Genomic DNA, 21,135 nt, shown 5'->3' with positions numbered 1-21,135 from the left:
GCAATTACCAAAAATTATGCAGGGATAAATCCCTCAAAAATAAAAATCTCAAATCTGCCGCGATTATTATCAAGCTCTTCCTGGGACTTAATAGTCCAGGCTGCAGCAGTATTCCTATATAAGCCATGGCAAATCATTCTTGACAGATTCCCAGCATATTTATGATTATATGCAACAAAATCCGGCTTAGTCAGAAAGTTAAAAATAAGAAACGCCAGTAAATAATAAAGCGGTGTATGCCAAAGTGTTTCAGGCTCTCTGAAAAACTCCTCTGAAAGCTGACCTCTGAATACCTCCTTATGATTCCGGCGATACCACCAAAGTCCTAAAGGATTAAAGGATTCGATACAATAAACTCCCTTATAATTACGAAGCATATTGTCAACTACAGGACAAACTGTTGTATCAAATAATTCAATCTTCAGTTCGATGATAAGCGGAACCTTCCCATCTACCATTCTCAGAAAATCTTCAAACTTCGGGATCTTCTCATCTGAATCAAGTAAATGAAATTGCTGCAGCTCCTCATAGGTGTAATCAATTACCTTACCGGCAACACCTATACTGCCATCCTCATTGCGTACTGCATCTTCAGGAATGCATTCATCTTCATATCTGGCAACTCTTGCCAATGTAAAATCGTGGAAAATAACCGGAACCCCATCCTTAGAGAGTTGAACATCAAGTTCTATTCCATACCCCGCATCAACAGCCTTTTTAAATGCAGCCATGGAATTCTCCGGAGCTGTAGTCCTGTTATCATGCAATCCTCTGTGCGCATAAAGATTCTGTTTAAGAAGTCTGTCCGCAGAAGGTCTTCCAAACATACGTGGCATAATGGCCAATAGGTAAAGAATTAGTAAAATAACAACTATAAGCAAAACCTTCAAAGTAACTACCTGACTTCCTAATATACATTTCTTATTTAAAACGCCTAGAGTATTTTAATATCTAACGCAAATTTTTACAAGTATAAAAAAATAAAATGTCAAGGCTTTTTTCACAATTTTTTCGATGTTTTTCCACCTTTTTGCTATAAAATGTAAATTATTTTTATTTAATTGCTTTTTTCAAATGTATCAAATATAATACCATGTTGGTTACATAATTATAGTAGAAACACATTTGGAGGAATCCTAAGCATGATAAGTGCAAACAATGTCACATTAAGAGTCGGAAAAAAGGCTCTGTTTGAAGATGTAAATATAAAATTTACCGAGGGTAACTGCTACGGTATCATCGGTGCCAACGGCGCCGGAAAATCAACTTTTCTTAAGATATTATCCGGCAGACTTGAGACCACAAACGGCGATGTAGTAATAACTCCCGGTCAGCGTCTCTCCTTCCTTGAGCAGGATCACTTTAAATATGATGAGTTCACAGTACTTGATACTGTCATCATGGGTAATGCCCGCCTCTACGAAATAATGAAGGAAAAGGATGCTATTTACGCAAAAGAAGATTTTACTGATGAAGATGGTATCCGCGCCAGCGAGCTTGAAGGCGAGTTCGCAGAGATGAACGGATGGGAAGCTGAGTCAGATGCCGAGAGCCTTCTTAATGGTCTTGGTATTGATACCGATCTTCACTACAAGTTTATGAAGGAGCTTGACGGTAATCAGAAGGTTAAGGTACTTCTTGCAAGAGCACTTTTCGGTAATCCGGATATTCTTCTTCTGGACGAGCCTACCAACCACCTTGACATGGACGCTATTGCATGGCTTGAGGAATTCCTCATTAACTTTGAGAATACAGTCATCGTCGTATCCCACGATCGTTACTTCCTGAATAAAGTATGTACACATATTGCTGATATCGATTATGGCAAAATGCAGCTTTATGCCGGAAACTACGACTTCTGGTATGAGTCATCACAGCTGATGATCCGTCAGATGAAGGAAGCCAATAAGAAGAAGGAAGAACAGATCAAGGAATTGAAGGAGTTCATCGCTCGTTTCTCCGCTAACGCAAGTAAGAGCAAGCAGGCTACTTCCCGTAAGAAGGCCCTTGAAAAAATCGAGCTTGATACCATCAAGCCTTCTTCAAGAAAATATCCTTACATCGACTTCAGACCTGACAGAGAAATCGGTAATGAAGTCCTTACAGTAGATGGCATCAGCAAGACTATTAATGGTGAAAAAGTTCTTGATAACATTTCTTTTGTTGTCCAGCATGATGACAAGATCGCATTTGTAGGCGGTAATGAGCTTGCAAAAACCACTCTGTTCCAGATACTTACAGGTGAAATCGAGCCTGATGAGGGAACATACAAATGGGGCGTAACAACATCACAGGCTTACTTCCCCAAGGACAACACTAAAGAATTTGATAATGACTATACAATCACAGAATGGCTCACAGGATATTCTGAAATAAAGGATGTAACTTATGTCCGCGGATTCCTTGGCCGTATGCTCTTTGCAGGTGAGGATGGTGTTAAAAAGGTCAAAGTCCTCTCCGGTGGTGAAAAAGTAAGATGTATGCTCAGTAAGATGATGATTAGCGGTGCCAACTGCCTTATCTTCGATGAGCCCACAAACCACCTTGATATGGAATCAATCACGGCACTTAACCAGGGTATGATCAAGTTCCCCGGCGTTGAGCTATTTGCCTGCCGTGATCACCAGGTTGTTCAGACAACAGCTAACAGAATAATGGAGATCCTGCCTGACGGCTCACTTATCGACAAGCGTTCTACTTACGATGAGTATCTTGAAAGTGATGCTATGGCAAGAAAGCGTACTGTATACAGTACTAATGAAGATGAAGATAATGATGATTAATATCATTTTATCTAAGATTTATGAACACAAATAATATGCGTTCAGGAATCTAAAGATTTATGAAAGATTTTCATTATCATTCATAAATCATTAAATTGTAAATCACAGTTAAAGCCAAAGGGAGGATAATTATGCAGGAATATAGTCCGGTAAAAGAAGGTAAGGTTCGTGAGATTTATGATGTTGGTGATGCACTTATTATGGTAGCAACTGACAGAATCTCCGCATTTGATGTAATTCTCAAGAACAAAGTTGAGAAAAAAGGTACTGTTCTCACACAGATGTCAAAGTTCTGGTTTGACTATACCAAAGATATTGTTAACAACCACATGATCAGCACAGATACAGCTGATATGCCTGAGTTTTTCAGAAGTCCACAGTTTACCGGTAACAGTATGCTCTGCAAAAAGCTTACTATGCTTCCCATTGAATGTATTGTTCGTGGCTATATTACAGGTAGCGGCTGGAATAGTTATAAGGAGAACGGAACTGTCTGCGGTATTAAGCTCCCTGAAGGGCTTAAAGAATGTGACAAGCTTCCTGAACCTATCTACACCCCCTCTACCAAAGCAGAAATCGGTGATCATGACGAGAACATTGATTTCGAGAGATCTGTAGAAGTTCTTGAAAGAGACTTCCCCGGACATGGTCAGGAATATGCAGAGAAACTTCGCGATTACACTATAGCCCTTTATAAAAAGTGTGCAGATTACGCTCTTACACGCGGAATCATCATCGCTGATACCAAGTTCGAGTTTGGACTTAATGAAAATGGCGAGGTTGTACTTGCAGATGAGATGCTTACACCTGACAGCAGCCGCTTCTGGCCTGTAGAAGGTTACGAGCCTGGAAAATCTCAGCCTTCCTTTGATAAGCAATTTGTCAGAGATTACCTCAAGGCTAATCCTGATTGTGACTACAATCTTCCTTCAGATGTAATCGATAAGACAATTGCCAAATATGAAGAAGCATATGAATTATTGACAGGAAAAACATTATAATTATTGATAGAAAAAACATTATAATTATTGAAATACCCTCTTTACCGGGCAAAACCGGTAAGGAGGGTATTTTTTATACGTTACAGTTTCGAATATAAATGAAGACAAGTGGAAATATGACTTTTGAACGCATTAAGGAAAAACATTCAAAATCCCGCCTTCATCTTACGATGAATCCTATGTCTTTTTTATAATCAAAAAGGAAATGAACCACTAAAATTCATCCGTCAGATTTTCTCAACCTTAATAGGTGTCCTGCGTTTTAAGGGTTTAGTATCCCCATGCCTGACCATCAGCATGGTAATAAATGCAAGCATTGAGAATACCACTGCATAAGGAAACAATGTTCTATAAGACACATGTTCCAACAGAAATCCTGAGAAAATAGGAGTAAATACCTGTGCTGCCATTGAAAAGGTATAGTAAAGACCTGTATATTTTCCTATTACTGAGCTTCTGCCCATCTCAACAACCATTGGATATGAATTAACATTAATCGCTGCCCAGCCAATTCCTATCAATCCAAAATAAAAATTCATTATCGGATTGTACTGAGGCATAAGTGCAGCTGCAAGATAACACAAAACCATTAAAGCCACACCCATAAGAATTGTAAGCTTTCGCCCTATTTTTGCTGAAAGATTACCAATAGGAAGATACGCCAGTACCGCGGCAACAGTTGCTACCATAAGGCAATCGGCATAAGCTCCGTTACGAAGTCCCCAGACTTCACCCACATATCTTGAAAAGGCAGTGGTCACAGCATTATAAGCCGTAAACCATAGAAATACCGAGAGGAGAAGAAAGAGCATACTTCTCTTAACATCTTTTGTAAGCAAATCGCCTTTTGCATCATTAACGGAATTACTTTCTGTATTTTTTTCAGCATCACTTATCCTGGCACTGACCGAATTACTTACTGTAGCCCTATCAGAATCACTTGCATCAACAGACTCTAAATCCTTTATCCTTTCAGGATCATTGTCATTTAGCCTTCCGCCCTCTCCATCAAAGTCATCAACTCCCTCTCTGACCTTTGTTATAAGCTTGTTTTCAGGAATTGTGATAAAGAGGATCATCACTGTAAGAACCATAAAAATTACAAGCGACAGCATGAGCGGAATGTAATTGGTGTCCGCTTCATTTTCAGCAGACTTAAGAAGCATCTTTATCATAACCAGGGTATATACTGCCCCAAGTGTTCCCATTAAATTGATAATGGCATTTGCCTTACTTCTGTGGACTGCCGGCGTCAGTTCAGGCATAAGTGCAACCGCAGGTGACCTGTAGGTTCCCATTGATAACAGAAGAAAAAACAGAATTGCAATAAAAAGCGCCAGGTTGCTGCTTACATGTGCAACATATATAAGCAATATGAGCAGTGCTGATGAAAAAAATGTTCCAATAAGAATAAAAGGCATTCTTTTTCCTATTTTCGTGTCCACTTTATCAGAAATGGAACCAAAAACAGGCAACATGAAAAGAGCAAGAATATTGTCAAGTGCCATAATAGCGCCTGTCCAGGTCTCGCCGAGACCAAAATGATATGTCAAAATCTTTGGGATTTCGTTATCGTAGAATTGCCAGAATGAACAGATCGACATGAAAGCCAATCCGATTAGTATTGTTCTCTTATAATTCAATTTCATTATAGATTTTCCCCCAAAAAACTTTTTTTCTATCCCCTGGATAAAAATATGCCCCAAATCTTTATCCAAAAATTATCCTCTTATCTGATTCTATTTATCTGATTCTATTTATCTGATTCTATTTATCTAATTTTGTTTATCTGATTTAATTTATCTAATTTTGTTTATCTGATTTTATTTATCTAATCTCATTTATGAATTTTATTTTTTATCTTATTATTGCCAGAATCTAATACTTAAAAACCTTTCAATTTCTGTTAATTTCATTTTTGACTTTTATTGCCAGGCTTTGCTTTTTCAGGATTAGTTCTTCCCCGCATATTCCTTGATTTTATCCAACACCTCCATTGGTACAACCATTCTTCCGGTGCCCACAGCCAAATCAATGTGCGGCTTATTAGCACCATGGAAATCAGAACCACCGCTGATCAGAAGGTCATACTTTTTTGCAAGGGCCTTTATATCACGCTCATCCTGGGCAGTATACGTGCCATAAAGTGCCTCAATACCTACAAGTCCAACGTCCTTAAGCTCGTGAACAAGCTTATCCATCTCATCCTTTCCAAGTCCATACAAAACCGGATGAGCCAGAACAGGCACACCATTAGCAGATAAAATCTGCTCCACCGCCATCTGCGGCGTGATTTTTTCTCTGGGAACATAGCATGGGCAGTGGTCTCCAACATATCTGTCAAAGGCCTCCTTCACGCTACTTACATATCCTTTGGAATAAAGAAATTTCGCAAAGTGTGCTCTTGTAATAACAGCACCAGGATTCATATCAACCAATTCTTCAAATGTAACAGGGAAACCGGCTTCAGTCAGTTTCTCACACATCTTGCGGTTTCTGTTTACTCTGGAATCAATAAATCCTTTCAGACTAGCCTGATATTTCTTATCCTGGTAATCAATGTAAAGTCCAACAACATGAACATTTTTCCCGTTTCTGGTTGTGGAGTACTCAATGCCCGGAATAATCTCAAGATCAGGATACATCTCTCCTCTCTCCATGGCTTCAGATAATCCCCATACTGTATCGTGGTCCGTAAGAGCAAGGGCTGACAAGCCCTTTTCAACAGCATAATCTACCAGCTCTGTGGGAGAATAGGTTCCATCAGAAGCAGTTGAATGAGTATGTAAATCTACTATTTTCATAAGCATTTTCTCTTTCGAATTAAGGTTATCAGTTTAGCATTATTATAATACCTTATAAATGCTCTGTTCAAACAAAAACCAAATTTGATTAAACATTTCAAATATGTTAATATCTTGTAATTGTGAACTATCAGAAAGGAAGAAATTATGAAAATAGCAGTGACATATAGTAATGGTGAAGTGTTCCAGCATTTTGGACATTCCGAGCAGTTTAAAATATATGAAGTTGAAGAAGGCAACGTAAAATCATCAGAGGTTATCGGTTCTGATGGACAGGGCCATGGCGCTTTGGCAGGTCTTCTTGCAAGTGAAGAAATTGATGTTCTTATATGCGGTGGCATCGGTGGTGGTGCTATGCAGGCTTTAAATGATAACGGAATCGAGGTTGTTGCAGGTGCTTCAGGAGATACTGATGAAGTCGTAACAGCTTATCTTAATGGTGAACTTGAAAGCACCGGTGTCAATTGTAACCATCACGGTGAAGGCCATAGCTGTCACGATCATGAGGATGGACACTCCTGTGGAGGTCACGGTGAAGGTCATTCCTGCGGTGGCCATAATTCCGAGTCAGATGCAAATGATGCAGCCAATAGTAACAATGATGAAAAATCCTGCGACTGTGGTGATAATGAATCCTGTAATTGCGGCGATGATGAGGAAGGCTGCGTTGGCGGATGCGGCGGATGCCATGGTTGCCACTCTGCTCCTGCCATTGAAGGTAAAAATGTCGGAAAAACCTGCCGTACTCATTATGTAGGTACATTTAATGATGGTACCCAGTTTGATTCTTCCTACGACAGAGGCGAGCCTCTTGAATTTGTATGCGGAGCAGGTATGATGATCCACGGTTTTGATGCTGCCGTTGCAAATATGGAGGTTGGTGAAACAATTGAAATCCACCTTGATCCTTCTGAAGCATATGGCGAGAGAAATCCCAATGCCATCATGACAACCGAGATTTCCGAGCTCCCCGGTTCTGAAGACCTCACAGTAGGTCAGCAGGTATATCTTCAGGATATGTTTGGAAGACCGATTCCTGTAGTTGTAACAGAAAAAACTGACAGCACAATAACTCTTGATGCAAATCATGAGATGGCTGGAAAAGAATTGAACTTTAAGATTGAACTTATGGAAGTAGTCTGAAATGAGTAAGCTTTTTTTCACAGATTTGGATGGAACTCTATTAACAAATGACAAAAAGGTATCTCCTGCTACAATGGATGCGCTTGTAAAATTCACTGCTGCAGGTAATCATTTTGCAATTAATACAGGGCGTGGATTGGACAGTGCAATGTTTGCCCAAAGGGAAAATAACCTCTTCTTCCCCGGAAGCTATCTGGTTGCATATAACGGTTCACTGATTTACGACTGTGATGCCAAAAAAGATGTTTACAAAACAGGAGTCCCTTTCGACCTTGTGCCTAAGATTTTCTCACTTGCAAAAGAATATGGTATCCATTGTCACACATACAATGATACACATCTTGTAAGCCCTGCAGAGGATGATGAACTGGAGTTTTACAGGCATGTCATAAAAACGCCATATATCATAACAGAGGATATATGTTCTGCTCTTAGTGATGTTCCCTGCAAAATCATAGGAATAGAGCTTCATGACAGAGCTAAAATAGAAAGATTCAAGGATGCAGTCATGGAACTGGCCGGCGACAGACTTACTCTTCTTTTTTCCAATCAATATTACCTTGAGATTTTCAACTCCGAAGCAGGAAAAGGAAGTGCGGTTAAGAGACTTGCCGATCACCTTGGCATTCCTATTGAAAACACAATTGCAGCAGGTGATGAGGAAAATGATATTTCCATGATTGAAGCTGCAGGCCTCGGCGTAGCAATGCTAAACGCCGTTGAAATGGTTAAGGATGTTGCTGATGTTATAACAAAATCTGATAACAATCATGACGGACTTGTACCGATTATACTTGATAATATTTGAGTTTTTCTTTAAGACATGAAATCCTATGGGATTTCCTATGAAACAAGCTACAACAGGCTCGATAAAGTCTCTCTAAGATTTACTATTAAACAAACTCCAACAGACTTGATAAAGCCTCGCTATGTTTTCCACTAAAACTAATAACAGGGTAATACCATTATCATATGGCGTTACCCTGTTTTACTTTACTATTTGACAAATTGGATTATTGCTCCTAATACTATCATGACAACTGAACATCCTAATATTATCAGTCCGCCATTTTTATTCGCATCAGGATCTGCAGTATACTGATCAACATGAGCATCATCCGGTTCTTCAGGATTATATGAGATGTCCACTCCATCTCCCACAGTTGGTTGTGAAACAGCAGGTATATTGTGAAGTATATAATCCTTGCCGTTAACTGTATAGTTGCAGGATATCTTATAAGTGTGTGTCTCATTATACCCCGGACGGTTTCTCTTTTTGGTTCTGTGTGTTTTGACAATCACATCACTTATTGTACCACTTGTTTTTGCTGTTCTTCGCTCAAACTGTGCCCTTGTTCTCGGCGTTTTTATAAATACGTGATACAATCCGGCAAATAAAAAAACTACTCCAAGAATAATAAGTGCAATTCCTACCATAGCAAATCCCCCTTTTATTTACTACATAGTTTTATTTAATCAGAATAATCTGATTATTTGCATTTATTTAAAGCTTTCTGCAGGCAAACCATGCTACGAATAATTCGATTAATCCTCTGGAGACCAGTTAGACTGAAGGTCTTCAATAACTACATTTTCATCGACCTTTACTACAATCTGATACTCGTCCTCATAAACTATCTCTCCGGGAAAATTGGTATATACCACATAATATGGATGCTTATAACGCTCAAGCAGCCACAGAAGCGGATTTACCATCTTCATCATCATCTCGGCGTTTTCCATTTTAAAGTAGCATATAACTTTTTCCTGTCTTTTACACTGAGGTGGCCAGGGAAGCTCTTCTGCAAACCAGGAGTCTATCTCCTTAAAAAGACCAATATCTTCTTCATCCATAACACCATTTGTCACCATCTGATTGAGCATACTGAATATGCCCTTTCCGGTTCTGGTATTTGCCGCAAGTTCTTTTCCCTGAATTCTGCAATACTTAAATTTCATAAGCACCTGCTAACTCGTAGTACTTCACCAGGATTAGTAAAGACCTACGGAAACCTCATTGGTGTTCTGTTCAAATAAAAATATGAAGCATAAAGTTTATTGTCATGATTCTTATCAAATCCTTGTTATGATTCTTCTCAAATCACAGCCATTATCCTTCAACTATAAGATATCTTCCGTCACCTACATCAAATACTTCTGAAGCTTCCATAACGTCTCCATCCCCAGGATCAAGACCTGCTTCTTCAAAGTACTCTTCTACTTCCTCAGGTGAATTAACAACTACTGCCATGCAGTCCTCAAGAAAAGCCTCGGCCTCTTCAGGGCTCTCGGCAACATTCTCAGAAAAAAGCTGTCCCTGATTCTCCAAAAAGCAATTTAGTACGGCATCGTCATACTCGTGCATAGATACTCTCTTTCTCCCATGTCCAAATTTCATTAAAAGACATGCGTTTTGTTTAAATTATTCTGTGTTTCTTCATTTCCAAATAAAGTCGTGCAACCGGAAGACCAACAACACAATTGTAATCTCCCTCTATTCCACGGACAAATTTTCCAAAAAGTCCCTGGATTCCATAGGCACCGGCTTTGTCATAAGGTTCGTCAGTATTTAGATAAGCCTCTATCTCATCTTCATCCATGGGATAAACATTTACCTTGGTACATTCATAAAAAGTGAATTCTTTTTCTTCACCGGAAGTACCATAAATTACCGATACTCCTGTGTATACCTCATGGGTGTCGCCTGAAATAGATTCTATCATTTTTCTGGCATCATCCTTATCCTTGGGCTTACCAAGTATTTTCTCTTTATATGATACAACGGTATCTGAACCAATTACAACGAGGGTATCTTTATTATCTCTTAAAACTTTATGAAAAATCTCTTTAGCCTTCTGATTTGCCAATGAAGTGACAACCTCAGAAGGTACCTCACTTGTAATAATCTCTTCACCTTCTGCAGGGATTATTTCAAATTTAAAACCGAGGCTTCCAAGAAGTTCACGCCTCCTTGGAGAGCCGGAAGCAAGTATATAACGCATATCTAATTCCTAACTAAGTTAAAATTTCGCCAGATTCAAAAACACCTGACCAGATGGATTTTAATGGCTCACACCATGCTAAGTGCTCTGCCAAAACTAAATTACAGGCCATGATCATCGCGATATTCAGGCTCAAAGACTCTGCTCTCTGCGATGTTTTTTGGCTTACTGAGCTCTGTGGCTTCCCTGCCGAAAATCTTCTGCGAATTGATCAGATCGCCTCTCTTAGCCACCTTCACATACTGTCCCTCCTTGTTCATGATATGTGCTTTGACATTATCATGAAGCTCCGTGTCCAGTATATGCCACAGCTTTTCCCTCAGTCCGGGATTCTCAACCGGGAACATAATCTCAACTCTTCGCTCAAGGTTTCTGGGCATCCAGTCTGCACTGGATGCATAATACTCAGGACTTCCTCCATTTTCAAAGTAGAAGATTCTGCTGTGCTCCAGGAAATTACCAACAATTGAGCGAACATTTATGTTCTCGCTGACACCGGGAATTCCTGTCTTTAGACAGCATATTCCTCTTACGATCAGATCAATCTTTACTCCTGCGCTGCTGGCCTCATAGAGGGCAGCAATGACATCTTTATGACATATGGAATTCATCTTGGCAATAATATGAGCAGGCTCACCATTTCTCGCATGATCAGCTTCACGCTTAATGAGATCAAGGACTCTGTCCTTAAGCCACAATGGTGCAAGTGTCAGCTTGTTCCATACTGCCGGCTCAGAGTAACCTGACAGCATATTAAATACCGCCGTTGCGTCCTCACCATAAGCCTCTGCACATGTGAACATTCCCACATCCGTATATAACTTGGCAGTAGAATCATTATAGTTACCAGTAGCAAGATGAACATAACGCCTTATGCCGTCCTCTTCTTTTCTCACCACGAGTGTTATCTTACTATGGGTCTTCAAGCCCTTAAGTCCATAGATAACATGACAGCCTGCCTTCTCAAGCATCTTCGCCCAGACAATATTATTTTCCTCATCAAAACGGGCCTTAAGCTCAACAAGTACAGATACCTGCTTACCGTTATCTGCTGCCTTCGCAAGCGCAGCAATAATAGGTGAATTACCACTTACTCTGTATAGAGTCTGCTTGATAGCCAGAACTGCAGGATCTGATGCTGCTGCTTCAACGAATCTTACAACCGGATCAAAGCTTTCATAAGGATGATGCATTAAAATGTCACCCTCTCTTATACACTCGAAAATATCCCTGTCAGAAGGAAGCTGTATCACCGGAGCAGGAGAATTATAACCGTGCTCCTTCAAATAGTCAAATCCTTCTATTCCATACATCTTCATCAGGAATGTAAGATCCAGCGGACCATCTATAGTGTAAATCTCACGCTGCTCCACCTTAAGCTCATCCGTAAGGATTTTAAGAAGGCGCTTATCAAAACCTTTCTCAATCTCAAGCCTTATAGCCTGTCCCCACTGGCGCCTCTTTAGCTGCTTCTCAATCTCCTTTAAGAGATCCTCAGCTTCATCTTCATCAATGGAAAGGTCGGCGTTACGTCCAACTCTAAACGGATAGCAGCACACAATATCATAATTAAGGAAAAGCTTGCGGATATTTCTCTGAATAATCTGCTCAAGGAGCATGATTTTCCTTACACCGCTGACTTCCGGAATTTCCATGATTCTGGGCAAAACCGAAGGAACCTGAACCATGGCGAATTCCATTTCGTTGCTCTCTTTTCCTTTTACAAGAGCTCCGATATTAAGTGTCTTATTCCTTATGAGCGGGAACGGTCTTGATGAATCATATGCCATCGGTGTCAAAACCGGATAAACAAAGTCATCAAAATACCTGTCAATATAGTCCGCTTCTTCACTGTTTAATTTGTCATATTCTCTGACTATCTGAATCCCGTTATCTGCCAGTTCCTGAAGCAGCATGTGGTTATATACCCTGTACTGCTCATTCTGGAATTCATGAACGGCTTCCGTAACCTTATCAAGCTGCTCCTTAGGAGACATGCCTGCTATATCAGGCTTTTTATAGCCTGCATTTATCATATCCTTCAATGATGCGACCCTGACCATGAAAAACTCATCAAGATTGCTCGCAGTGATGCTTAAAAACTTCAGCTTTTCAAAAAGCGGTGTTGCTTTATCCTTTGCTTCAGAGAGACATCTGCTGTTAAACTGAAGCCAACTAAGCTCTCTGTTAATGTAATACTCATCATTGTAAAAATTTATATTATTTGATACTGTTTCAATTTTCTTTTTTGCTGACATAGGTAACCCTCATCCCTTTGCTTTGCTAAAATTCCCTCTAAAAGGGTGTTCAAATTATTATTTGTTTCCAAAATTCAAGAAAAAATATCAGAAACGTTTTTGTCTGATAACCGGTCTAAGTCCGTAAACCTGCTCGAAGAAGCCTCCCCTCTGACCAAACAAGCCCTTTTCAAGGGATATATCAGCCATGGTGTCCACCGTTATCTCAAGCTCCTTATCCTTAACAGCAACCTTTACATTTTTGAATTTCTGTTTATGGGTTCTGTCAAGGCCGTTGGCAATTCTTAAAATCGCAGTGAGTTTGGCTATCGTCAGATAAGCATCATGATCTATTCCATGAAATCTATAGCCGCCGTCCTTATAGTATTCAAAGTCATCATGATTGAACCTTACAACATTGGCAACTATTGACCTCTCAAGGTGGGACAGTCCTATAATCTCGGTTGACATTATTATGTTATAGGAACAGTCTCCAAGATTTACCATGCTTATATATTTTCCGCAATCATGTAATATCGTGCATATCTGAAGGAGCAAACGATCTCTTTTGGTGAGACCGTGTATTTTTTTCATACTGTCAAAAATATTAAGTGCAATTGTCTGAAGGGTTTCACTTCTGGACTTACTGCCCATATATCTTCTGGAAATATTCTGTGCACATGCAACTATATCCTGCTCGAAATTGTGAGAGCTCCTGAGAAACCTTTTCCTCTCAGCATATTCGAATGCAATACCATCGCAAAGTGTACCACCGGGAGCCCATATAGTCTCTGCGTTAAGAACTGACAGGATATTACTCAACAATAGTCCGGAAACATACATAAGCATAATATTGTCCTGCGCAAGTCCAAGCTTTTTCGCTGTATCCGTCAGGGACTTGCCTGCAAGAGTCCCTATGTAGTCCACAAATACTCTCGCTGAAGCGTAGGACTTTTCATCCATGCCAAGATTAACTCTTTGAAGGACAGGCGATACATAATCATCCAGAAGAATAACGTTCTCTACCTTTCTGTCCTTAAGATGCATCTTAGCAAAAACGTTCAGCTGGGACTCTACCAGTTCCCGGACAAGCATCGGATATTTGCTGTGGGGAGGCTGGATATGCTGCATGGTTGAATAAAGCCTCAGAACTCCGAGTCTTAGCTGCTGAGTTGTAACCAGAGTATCATTATCAAAAAGAGATATCTGAATACTACCGCCTCCAACATCCACGATAGCCGTAGGCTTTTCCAGGAATTTGAAGAATCGTTCATTATTTAGTGCAACAGATTTGTAGTCCAGAAATCTCTGCTCAGAGTTACTAATGATGTCAATCTCAATGCCGGTTCTCTGACGCAAAAGCTCCAGAACCGTGTCGTTATCCCTGGTCTCTCTCAAGGCACTTGTCGCGTACGCCTGATAACGTGTCACACCATATCCTTCCATGATCTTGTTATAATCCGTAAGGATTCTGATAAGCTCGTCCATGTGATAAGCTGAAATCTGCCCGGTAGCGTAGGTCTCTGTTCCCAGGTCGATTCTGTGCCTTACATGGTCGATCTGCTTAACGCCTTTTTTCTGTGACATTTCATAGATTTTCATTTCAAGCTCGTAAGAGCCGAGATCTATAGCCGCAAAAACATCTGTCGCCATAAATAATAATTCCCTCCTCATCTGCAAATAACAGTTTTAACCAAAATCATTGGGGCGCATTGCTGCTGTTCATACCATAAGGTGTTCACAGTAACAGGACGTTTCTCAAATTATCGTTTATTTCCCCAATAAATAATCGATAAACTGCTGGGCTGTACGTCCGGAGAGACCGCCATGGTTCATCTCCCATTTTCTCGCCTCTGCTATCAGCTGCTCCTTTGGCATTTTTATCTGATTCCTCTCAGCGAGTACACTTACTATTTCATCGTATTCCTTCATCTCCGGTGCACCAAAATATATAGTTACGCCAAACCTGTTCGCAAGGGACAATTTTTCCTGAACAGTGTCATTTCTATGAAGGTCATCATCAAGTACAGCAGGCTTATCCTTAAAGCTCTCACGGATAAGATGCCTTCTGTTAGAGGTTGCATAGATAAGGACATTATCAGGCTTTTTCTCAAGTCCGCCCTCTATTACAGCCTTCAGATATTTGTAGTCGGTTTCGAATTCCTCAAAACTAAGATCATCCATGTAAATAATGAACTTATAGTTTCTTCCCTTTATCTGAGCAATGACATCATTCAAATCCTTGAACTGATGCTTGTAAATTTCAATTATTCTCAGACCTTTTTCAAAGTATTCATTCGCAATTGCTTTGATGCAGGAAGACTTGCCGGTTCCGGCATCACCGTAGAGCAGACAATTGTTTGCCTTTTTACCTGCAACGAAGGCTTCGGTATTTTCAACGAGCTTCTGCTTGGCAATTTCGTATCCCACAAGATCCGAGAGTTGTACATGTCTGATATTTCTAATTGGTTCAACGACTGCCTGAGGTTCTTCATGTCTTACCCTGAAGGCTTTGTGGAGGCCAAACTTACCTACTCCGTAGTGCTTGTAAAACAGTGCAAGTTCATCCAGCATCGCCTCAGCATCGCTGCATTTTGCAAGATCTTTGGCAAGGCCGCATATTCTGTCCCTCACCCTGGTATTAAACACCTTACTTTTGGTGGAGCTTACTTCAAATGAGAAAAGTGCGGAAAATTCAGGCACGTGAAGCCTTTCAATCATCTCCGAAAAATCGATGTCGAACCATCTTCTGAAACATTTCAGATCATGAAGTGCCAATTCTCTTATGGTTCCTCCGGTGTCGCCCCTCATTTCATCTGCCATGCTGAAGGCATTCTCATCAGATACCAGAAGAAGTGCCAGAAAGGTGTGCCATAGGTTGCCGTTAAAGCCTCTTCTTGCTGATTCATCTATAAGAATATTCATGCATTTATGTATAAGCTTTTTTTGTTCCCTGATGTCAAACAGAGCATCTGCTGCCTTTTTGTCTGACAGAATCACAAGGCTGTCTCTTAAGTCAATCTGCTGCTTTGTGGCATTCCTGTATAAAATAAGTGAATCATCATCGACATCATAAAAATCACCCGCGCCGCTTTTAGCAAGTATCGGGTCATCGATTGCTCCCAGATCTGTAACCCCATTTTCACTTAGTCTTTCGTACTGCCTTTTCCTGCTTATCTCCATGATTCTTTCAATGAATTCACCGGCAGCATCTTTATTGTCTTCATCACTTGCAAGGGCTTTAAAGGATTCAATTTTCTCCCTCTCCCTGTCTTTATCAAAGACACTTTTTCCTGTCTCTATCTTATACTCAGCTACCTTCTCGCTTATCTTCATTCTTTTTTCAAAAAGCGATAAAAGCTCCGAATCAATTCTGTCTATATCCCCTCGAAGTTCATTTAAATCCATTAATTATCTCCTCATCTATAAGCAAATCTTTATTATTAAATATACCACATTTTGCGGATAAATTAAGGGAAAGTTAATAGTATCATAGCTAAAAACCGTGTTATAATTTATAAAATAAAGTCAATATTTCATACTGATAATATAAGTTAATGATGAGGTGTATCTCTTATGCGTAATAGAATCTTTCTCATTATTTTTTCAGTAATAGTTGTAACGCTTTCAGCACTGATTTTAATATATACTCTCTCAAAACGTGTCCCCATGAATGATGAAACTGTAGTTGGAAACAATCCGGGTAATCTGTATAATGGAGGACTTTTTCTGGAGATGGGCGATACAGTTTATTTTTCCAATCCTCTGGAAAACGACTGTCTGTATACCATGTCCCCTGATGAAACCAATCTCAAAGAGCTGACATCAATGGGTGTCCGCAGTATTGTCGGAGCAGGAAAACATGTCTACTACTACCTGGACTATTCTAAAACAAATCTATCCGGTGATTTAAAAGGACTTGGAAGAGTTTCAACTTTTTATGGCTTATACAGATGCGATTATGATGGAGATAATCAGACTCTTCTTGACAGAGAATCTATTTCTGCTGTACAGCTTGTAGGCAGTAATCTCTATTATCGCGTTGACACAGGTTCTAAGGCAGGACTTAATTCCATCCGAATTGACAAGCAGAATCAAAAGACCATAACCAGCGAATTATTGGATCCATCCTGCGCACTGGACGGCAAGATTTATTACAGTGGCATTGATCTTGATCACGACCTTCATGTGATGGACACCCTTTCAGAAAACTCATCCAGCATAATACTCAGTGGAAATATCTGGCAGCCGATCATACAGGGTGATTATGTTTATTATATTGATGCAGCCCACCACTACAGACTTTGCAGAACCAATCTGATAAGCAGAACTACAGATGTAATAACGAATTCCAGAGTCGATTTCTACAACATGAATGAGTACAACATTTTTTATGCCACATCAGAAGCAGGAAATCAGACCCTTAGGGTCACAAGACTTGACGGTTCCGGTAACACAGTAATAGCAGAAGGCATTTATCACGCCCTTAATCTTACATCAAAATATCTGTATTTTAAGCCCTTTGGTGTAGATAATGTCATGCTTCATGTCCCGGTTGACGGCTCTGAAATGCCAAGCACTTTTCGTCCTCAAAAGTAATTCAAATTCGCTCTAGACAAAGCGCTTCAAACATATATAATGATGTAAGGGTCAAAGCAACCAAGCTATGTTCCTTACATCATTTTTATATATGGGAGTGCACAATCTATGATGAACAATCTAAGACACATGATGCGTCCGCTCGACTTTTCCATCGAGGAGTTGGATCAACTCTTTGATACAGCAGCCGATATCGAAAAGAACATGAGCAGCTACGCTCATAAATGCGATGGTAATATCCTCGCAACCTGTTTCTATGAACCAAGTACACGAACAAGACTCAGCTTCGAAACAGCAATGCTGCGACTTGGTGGTCAGATCATTGGTTTTGCCGATGCTTCCAGTTCCTCCGTTTCAAAAGGAGAAAGCGTCGCAGATACTATCCGTGTTATTTCCAGTTTTGCTGATATCTGTGCTATGCGCCATCCCAAAGAAGGTGCTCCTATGGTAGCAGCTGCAAATTCACTTATTCCTGTTATTAATGCAGGTGATGGTGGTCATCACCACCCCACTCAGACTCTTACAGATCTTCTAACTATTCGTTCACTTCACGGTTCACTCGGCGGCTTTACTATTGGTCTTTGCGGTGACTTGAAATTTGGCAGAACCGTTCATTCTTTGATCAATGCTTTAGTTCGATATAAGGATATCCATTTCATTTTCATATCTCCTAAAGAGCTTCGCGTTCCTGACTACATTACGGAACTTCTTAATGAAAAGGGCATATCATATGAAGAAGTAATTAAACTTGAAGATGTAATGTCCAGACTTGATCTACTTTATATGACTCGTGTTCAGAAGGAACGTTTCTTCAATGAAGAGGATTATATCCGTCTGCGTGATTTCTACATCCTGAATGAAGAGAAGATGACTTTAGCTAAAAAGGATATGCATATCCTCCATCCTCTTCCGAGAGTTAATGAGATTTCTGTCGAGGTTGATAAGGATCCGAGAGCTGCATATTTCAAGCAGGTTCAGTATGGCCTATACGTAAGAATGGCACTGATTCTGACCCTACTTGATAAGACAGATGCGCATATGAACCACGGACTGCTTAGGGTATTCTAAGCGCTTATAGATTATTATATTTCATAAGAAATTCAATAATCTTGCCATATGATGACCATGCTAATATCAGAGTTTTGGATTTTATAAGAAAAGCAGTTCATAAATCATTATACTTTTGAAAGGATAAGCTATGCTTAATGTAGGTAAAATTGAAGAAGGCTTCGTTTTAGACCATATAAAGGCCGGGAGAAGCATGCAGATATATCACCATTTAGGGCTTGATAAACTTGATTGTACTGTGGCCATAATAAAAAATGCCCGCAGTAATGTTATGGGCAAGAAAGATATTTTGAAGGTTGAATGCGATATCGATACTCTGGATCTGGATGTATTGGCATTTATAGATCACAATATCACCGTCAATGTTATAAAAGCCGGAGAAATCGTTGAAAAAAGAGCCCTTTTCCTTCCTCACGAGATAAAGAACGTCATTAAATGTCATAATCCCCGCTGTATCTCATCAATCGAGCAGGGACTGCCTCATATCTTCTATCTTGCTGATGAAGAAAAAGAAATCTATCGTTGCAAATATTGCGATGAGAAATATACCGAAAGCGACCAAAACTAAAGTAAAGACCGTCGCCTTTTGCACTTTATCAAAACGCACCTATGACTTCTTGAACGCTTTTTCCTTAATGCGTTTAAGAAAATCACAGGTGCGTTATTTAGTAGTACTCCAGGTACATCATCGTCATTTTTCACCAGCTTAGAAAAGCCTGCTAACAGACTTATCTTAATTTCCACATTCAACACTTATCTCATTGAACAGGTGCATTATCTGATCAGGATTCATCTTTTGTTTTTCTTCACCTGACTTATCCAGAATAACCGAACCCTCATGCATCATAAGAAGTCTGTCGCCATACTTGGTGGCATAACGAAGATTGTGTGTAACCATGATGGTCGTAACCTTCTTCTCTCTTACGATTTTCTCAGTGAGTTCCATTATTATATCAGCTGTTTTAGGATCAAGTGCAGCTGTGTGTTCATCAAGAATCAAAAACTCAAGAGGTGTCATGGTGCTCATAAGAAGTGCAACTGCCTGCCTCTGTCCGCCGGAAAGAGAACCAACCTTGGTATAAAGCTTGTCCTCGAGTCCAAGACCCAGACTTTTAAGAAGCTCTCTGTAATAGTCCTTGCGTCTGTGGTTGACACCGGGCTGAAGGCCAAACCTTTTTCCCTTATTGTCAGCTATTGACATATTCTCAAGGATATTCATAGAGGGACAGGTTCCTTTGGAAGGATCCTGATATACTCTTCCAATCGTCCTATGTCTCTGATAGTCGCGCTCATTGGCTATATTTACACCATTTACCAAAACCTCGCCTCTGTCTGCCTGAATAGATCCGCAGATGATATTAAGCATTGAGGTTTTTCCTGATCCATTACTTCCAACCACTGCCACAAACTGACCGTCAGGAACTACCAGATTGAAGTCATCAAAAAGGCACATCTCATTGACGCTGCCGGGATTATAGTTTTTATAAATTGATTTAAGCTCCAGCATATCAGGCCTCTACTTTCCGCTTTCTATCCCTGGTGATAATGAGAATCACAAGGAAAAGAACAGCTGTGATGAGCTTAAGGTCTGTTGACTGTAATCCGCATTTAATAGCGATTGCAACACACGCCTTATAAACAATAGCTCCTATTACAACACTTGTTGTTATTTTGAAAAATGATATCTTACGAAGAAGTGCTGTTCCGATAATAACACTGGCAAGTCCGATAACTGCTGTTCCGGTTCCCATGGATACATCAAAATAGCGTTGCTGCTGAGCGTAAATAGCACCAGAAAGGGCAACCAGGCCATTTGCAATTGCAAGACCTGTGATGCGAACCTTACCTCTGTCAACACCCATAGATGTTACAAGCACATCGTTATCACCTACCGCCTGAAGCATAAGACCTGATCTTGTCTTCAGATACCAGTCAAGTATCAGCTTCACAACTACAGTTATAACAAGAAGTATTATGACTGACTGAAACTTATCCAATCCGGGAACTACACCAAATAATGAATTCATGGTCCTATTGTCAAAAATAGTATAGTAATCATACATGGGAAGGTTTGCTCTTCCTGCAATCCTTAAGTTAACAGAATACAATCCTGTCATCATGATAATTCCTGCAAGAAGGTCCCTTACCTTGAACACCACATGAATAATACCGGTACATACACCAATAAGGCAGCCTGCCGCAAAACAGATGGGAAGCGTAAGTATGGGAGCAACTCCTGCCCTTATCATAACCACCGCAAGGCATATTCCAAAAGGGAAGCCACCATCGACGGTCATGTCCGGGAAATCCAATATTTTATATGTTATGTACATTCCAAGAGCCATGATCGCATAACACAATCCCTGCTCCAGCACACTTACTATCAGTGCCATATTTCCTCCTAGATAAACAATAGTTTATATCTGATTAAATCCGGTGGGATACAAATACCGTAAGCACTCTGTGAATATGCACTAACGTTACCTGTCTCCTATACA

Annotated in this window: 19 protein-coding genes and 1 pseudogene; 7 read left to right on the top strand and 13 right to left on the bottom strand. The window is 40.1% G+C overall.

The features are described 5' to 3' along the window. Positions 1–14: 14 nt before the first annotated feature. Complete coding sequence (locus T501_RS05640) at positions 15–890, bottom strand: glycerophosphodiester phosphodiesterase family protein (RefSeq protein ID WP_242845485.1); 876 nt, start codon at positions 888–890, stop codon at positions 15–17. Positions 891–1,142: 252 nt separating this feature from the next. Here T501_RS05640 and T501_RS05635 point away from each other — a divergent pair, with 252 nt between their 5' ends. Next, positions 1,143–2,783 carry an ABC-F family ATP-binding cassette domain-containing protein gene (locus tag T501_RS05635; RefSeq protein WP_026511047.1) on the top strand — a complete coding sequence of 547 codons (1,641 nt, stop codon included), beginning with the start codon at positions 1,143–1,145 and terminating at the stop codon, positions 2,781–2,783. A gap of 131 nt (positions 2,784–2,914) precedes the next feature. Continuing rightward, a complete protein-coding gene (locus T501_RS05630) occupies positions 2,915–3,784 on the top strand; it encodes a phosphoribosylaminoimidazolesuccinocarboxamide synthase (RefSeq protein WP_026511046.1) in 870 nt (289 codons plus the stop codon). A gap of 227 nt (positions 3,785–4,011) precedes the next feature. Here the strand turns inward: T501_RS05630 and T501_RS05625 are convergent, their stop codons facing one another. After that, the gene (locus T501_RS05625) at positions 4,012–5,433 is read right to left on the bottom strand and encodes an MFS transporter (protein WP_044913802.1); all 1,422 of its coding nucleotides are present in this window, start codon (positions 5,431–5,433) and stop codon (positions 4,012–4,014) included. 303 nt (positions 5,434–5,736) lie between these two features. After that, positions 5,737–6,588, bottom strand: coding sequence for a PHP domain-containing protein (locus T501_RS05620; RefSeq protein WP_026511044.1), 852 nt, complete (start codon positions 6,586–6,588; stop codon positions 5,737–5,739). Between the two features lie 147 nt (positions 6,589–6,735). On the opposite strand from T501_RS05620, the gene T501_RS05615 reads away from it, so the two are divergent. After that, on the top strand, positions 6,736–7,731 hold the full coding sequence (locus T501_RS05615) for a NifB/NifX family molybdenum-iron cluster-binding protein (protein WP_044913765.1): 996 nt from the start codon (positions 6,736–6,738) through the stop codon (positions 7,729–7,731). Position 7,732: 1 nt separating this feature from the next. Further along, positions 7,733–8,539: a Cof-type HAD-IIB family hydrolase gene (locus T501_RS05610; RefSeq protein WP_044913764.1), complete on the top strand. Its 807-nt coding sequence runs from the start codon at positions 7,733–7,735 to the stop codon at positions 8,537–8,539. 188 nt (positions 8,540–8,727) lie between these two features. Here the strand turns inward: T501_RS05610 and T501_RS05605 are convergent, their stop codons facing one another. The 8 genes and pseudogenes from T501_RS05605 to T501_RS22670 form a co-directional block, all read right to left on the bottom strand. Next, entirely contained in the window at positions 8,728–9,168 is a 441-nt protein-coding gene (locus T501_RS05605) for a DUF3592 domain-containing protein (RefSeq protein ID WP_044913763.1), read from the bottom strand. Positions 9,169–9,276: 108 nt separating this feature from the next. After that, positions 9,277–9,690, bottom strand: a complete 414-nt coding sequence (locus tag T501_RS05600; RefSeq protein WP_044913762.1) for a hypothetical protein — start codon at positions 9,688–9,690, stop codon at positions 9,277–9,279. Positions 9,691–9,841: 151 nt separating this feature from the next. Beyond that, a complete protein-coding gene (locus T501_RS05595; RefSeq protein ID WP_026511040.1) occupies positions 9,842–10,096 on the bottom strand; it encodes a hypothetical protein in 255 nt (84 codons plus the stop codon). Positions 10,097–10,148: 52 nt separating this feature from the next. Then, entirely contained in the window at positions 10,149–10,733 is a 585-nt protein-coding gene (locus T501_RS05590) for a Maf family protein (RefSeq protein WP_044913760.1), read from the bottom strand. A gap of 101 nt (positions 10,734–10,834) precedes the next feature. Further along, positions 10,835–12,991 carry an RNA degradosome polyphosphate kinase gene (locus T501_RS05585; RefSeq protein ID WP_044913759.1) on the bottom strand — a complete coding sequence of 719 codons (2,157 nt, stop codon included), beginning with the start codon at positions 12,989–12,991 and terminating at the stop codon, positions 10,835–10,837. A gap of 87 nt (positions 12,992–13,078) precedes the next feature. Further along, entirely contained in the window at positions 13,079–14,623 is a 1,545-nt protein-coding gene (locus tag T501_RS05580; protein WP_026511038.1) for a Ppx/GppA phosphatase family protein, read from the bottom strand. Positions 14,624–14,740: 117 nt separating this feature from the next. After that, on the bottom strand, positions 14,741–16,075 hold the full coding sequence (locus T501_RS05575) for an ATP-binding protein (protein WP_044913801.1): 1,335 nt from the start codon (positions 16,073–16,075) through the stop codon (positions 14,741–14,743). Between the two features lie 63 nt (positions 16,076–16,138). Continuing rightward, positions 16,139–16,378, bottom strand: a pseudogene (locus T501_RS22670) (chorismate mutase); the annotation flags it as partial. A 168-nt stretch (positions 16,379–16,546) separates the two neighbouring features. Between T501_RS22670 and T501_RS05570 the strand changes: the two are divergent. The 3 genes from T501_RS05570 to T501_RS05560 all read left to right on the top strand — a co-directional run bounded on the left by T501_RS05570 (position 16,547) and on the right by T501_RS05560 (position 19,205). Continuing rightward, positions 16,547–17,569: a DUF5050 domain-containing protein gene (locus T501_RS05570; protein ID WP_026511036.1), complete on the top strand. Its 1,023-nt coding sequence runs from the start codon at positions 16,547–16,549 to the stop codon at positions 17,567–17,569. A gap of 111 nt (positions 17,570–17,680) precedes the next feature. Beyond that, positions 17,681–18,637, top strand: coding sequence for an aspartate carbamoyltransferase (gene pyrB, locus T501_RS05565; RefSeq protein WP_044913800.1), 957 nt, complete (start codon positions 17,681–17,683; stop codon positions 18,635–18,637). A gap of 130 nt (positions 18,638–18,767) precedes the next feature. Then, positions 18,768–19,205, top strand: coding sequence for an aspartate carbamoyltransferase regulatory subunit (locus tag T501_RS05560; RefSeq protein WP_026511034.1), 438 nt, complete (start codon positions 18,768–18,770; stop codon positions 19,203–19,205). A gap of 165 nt (positions 19,206–19,370) precedes the next feature. On the opposite strand, the gene T501_RS05555 is transcribed toward T501_RS05560, so the two are convergent. Both T501_RS05555 and T501_RS05550 read right to left on the bottom strand, forming a co-directional pair. Next, complete coding sequence (locus tag T501_RS05555) at positions 19,371–20,144, bottom strand: ABC transporter ATP-binding protein (RefSeq protein WP_044913758.1); 774 nt, start codon at positions 20,142–20,144, stop codon at positions 19,371–19,373. Position 20,145: 1 nt separating this feature from the next. Beyond that, positions 20,146–21,030, bottom strand: a complete 885-nt coding sequence (locus T501_RS05550) for an ABC transporter permease (RefSeq protein WP_044913757.1) — start codon at positions 21,028–21,030, stop codon at positions 20,146–20,148. Between the last annotated feature and the right edge of the window lie 105 nt (positions 21,031–21,135).

The sequence above is a fragment of the Butyrivibrio sp. WCE2006 genome, assembly GCF_000701985.1.
Taxonomy (GTDB): Bacteria; Bacillota; Clostridia; order Lachnospirales; family Lachnospiraceae; genus Butyrivibrio.
Note: the sequence above shows the minus strand (reverse complement) of the source record. Positions and strands in the feature narration are given on the sequence as shown.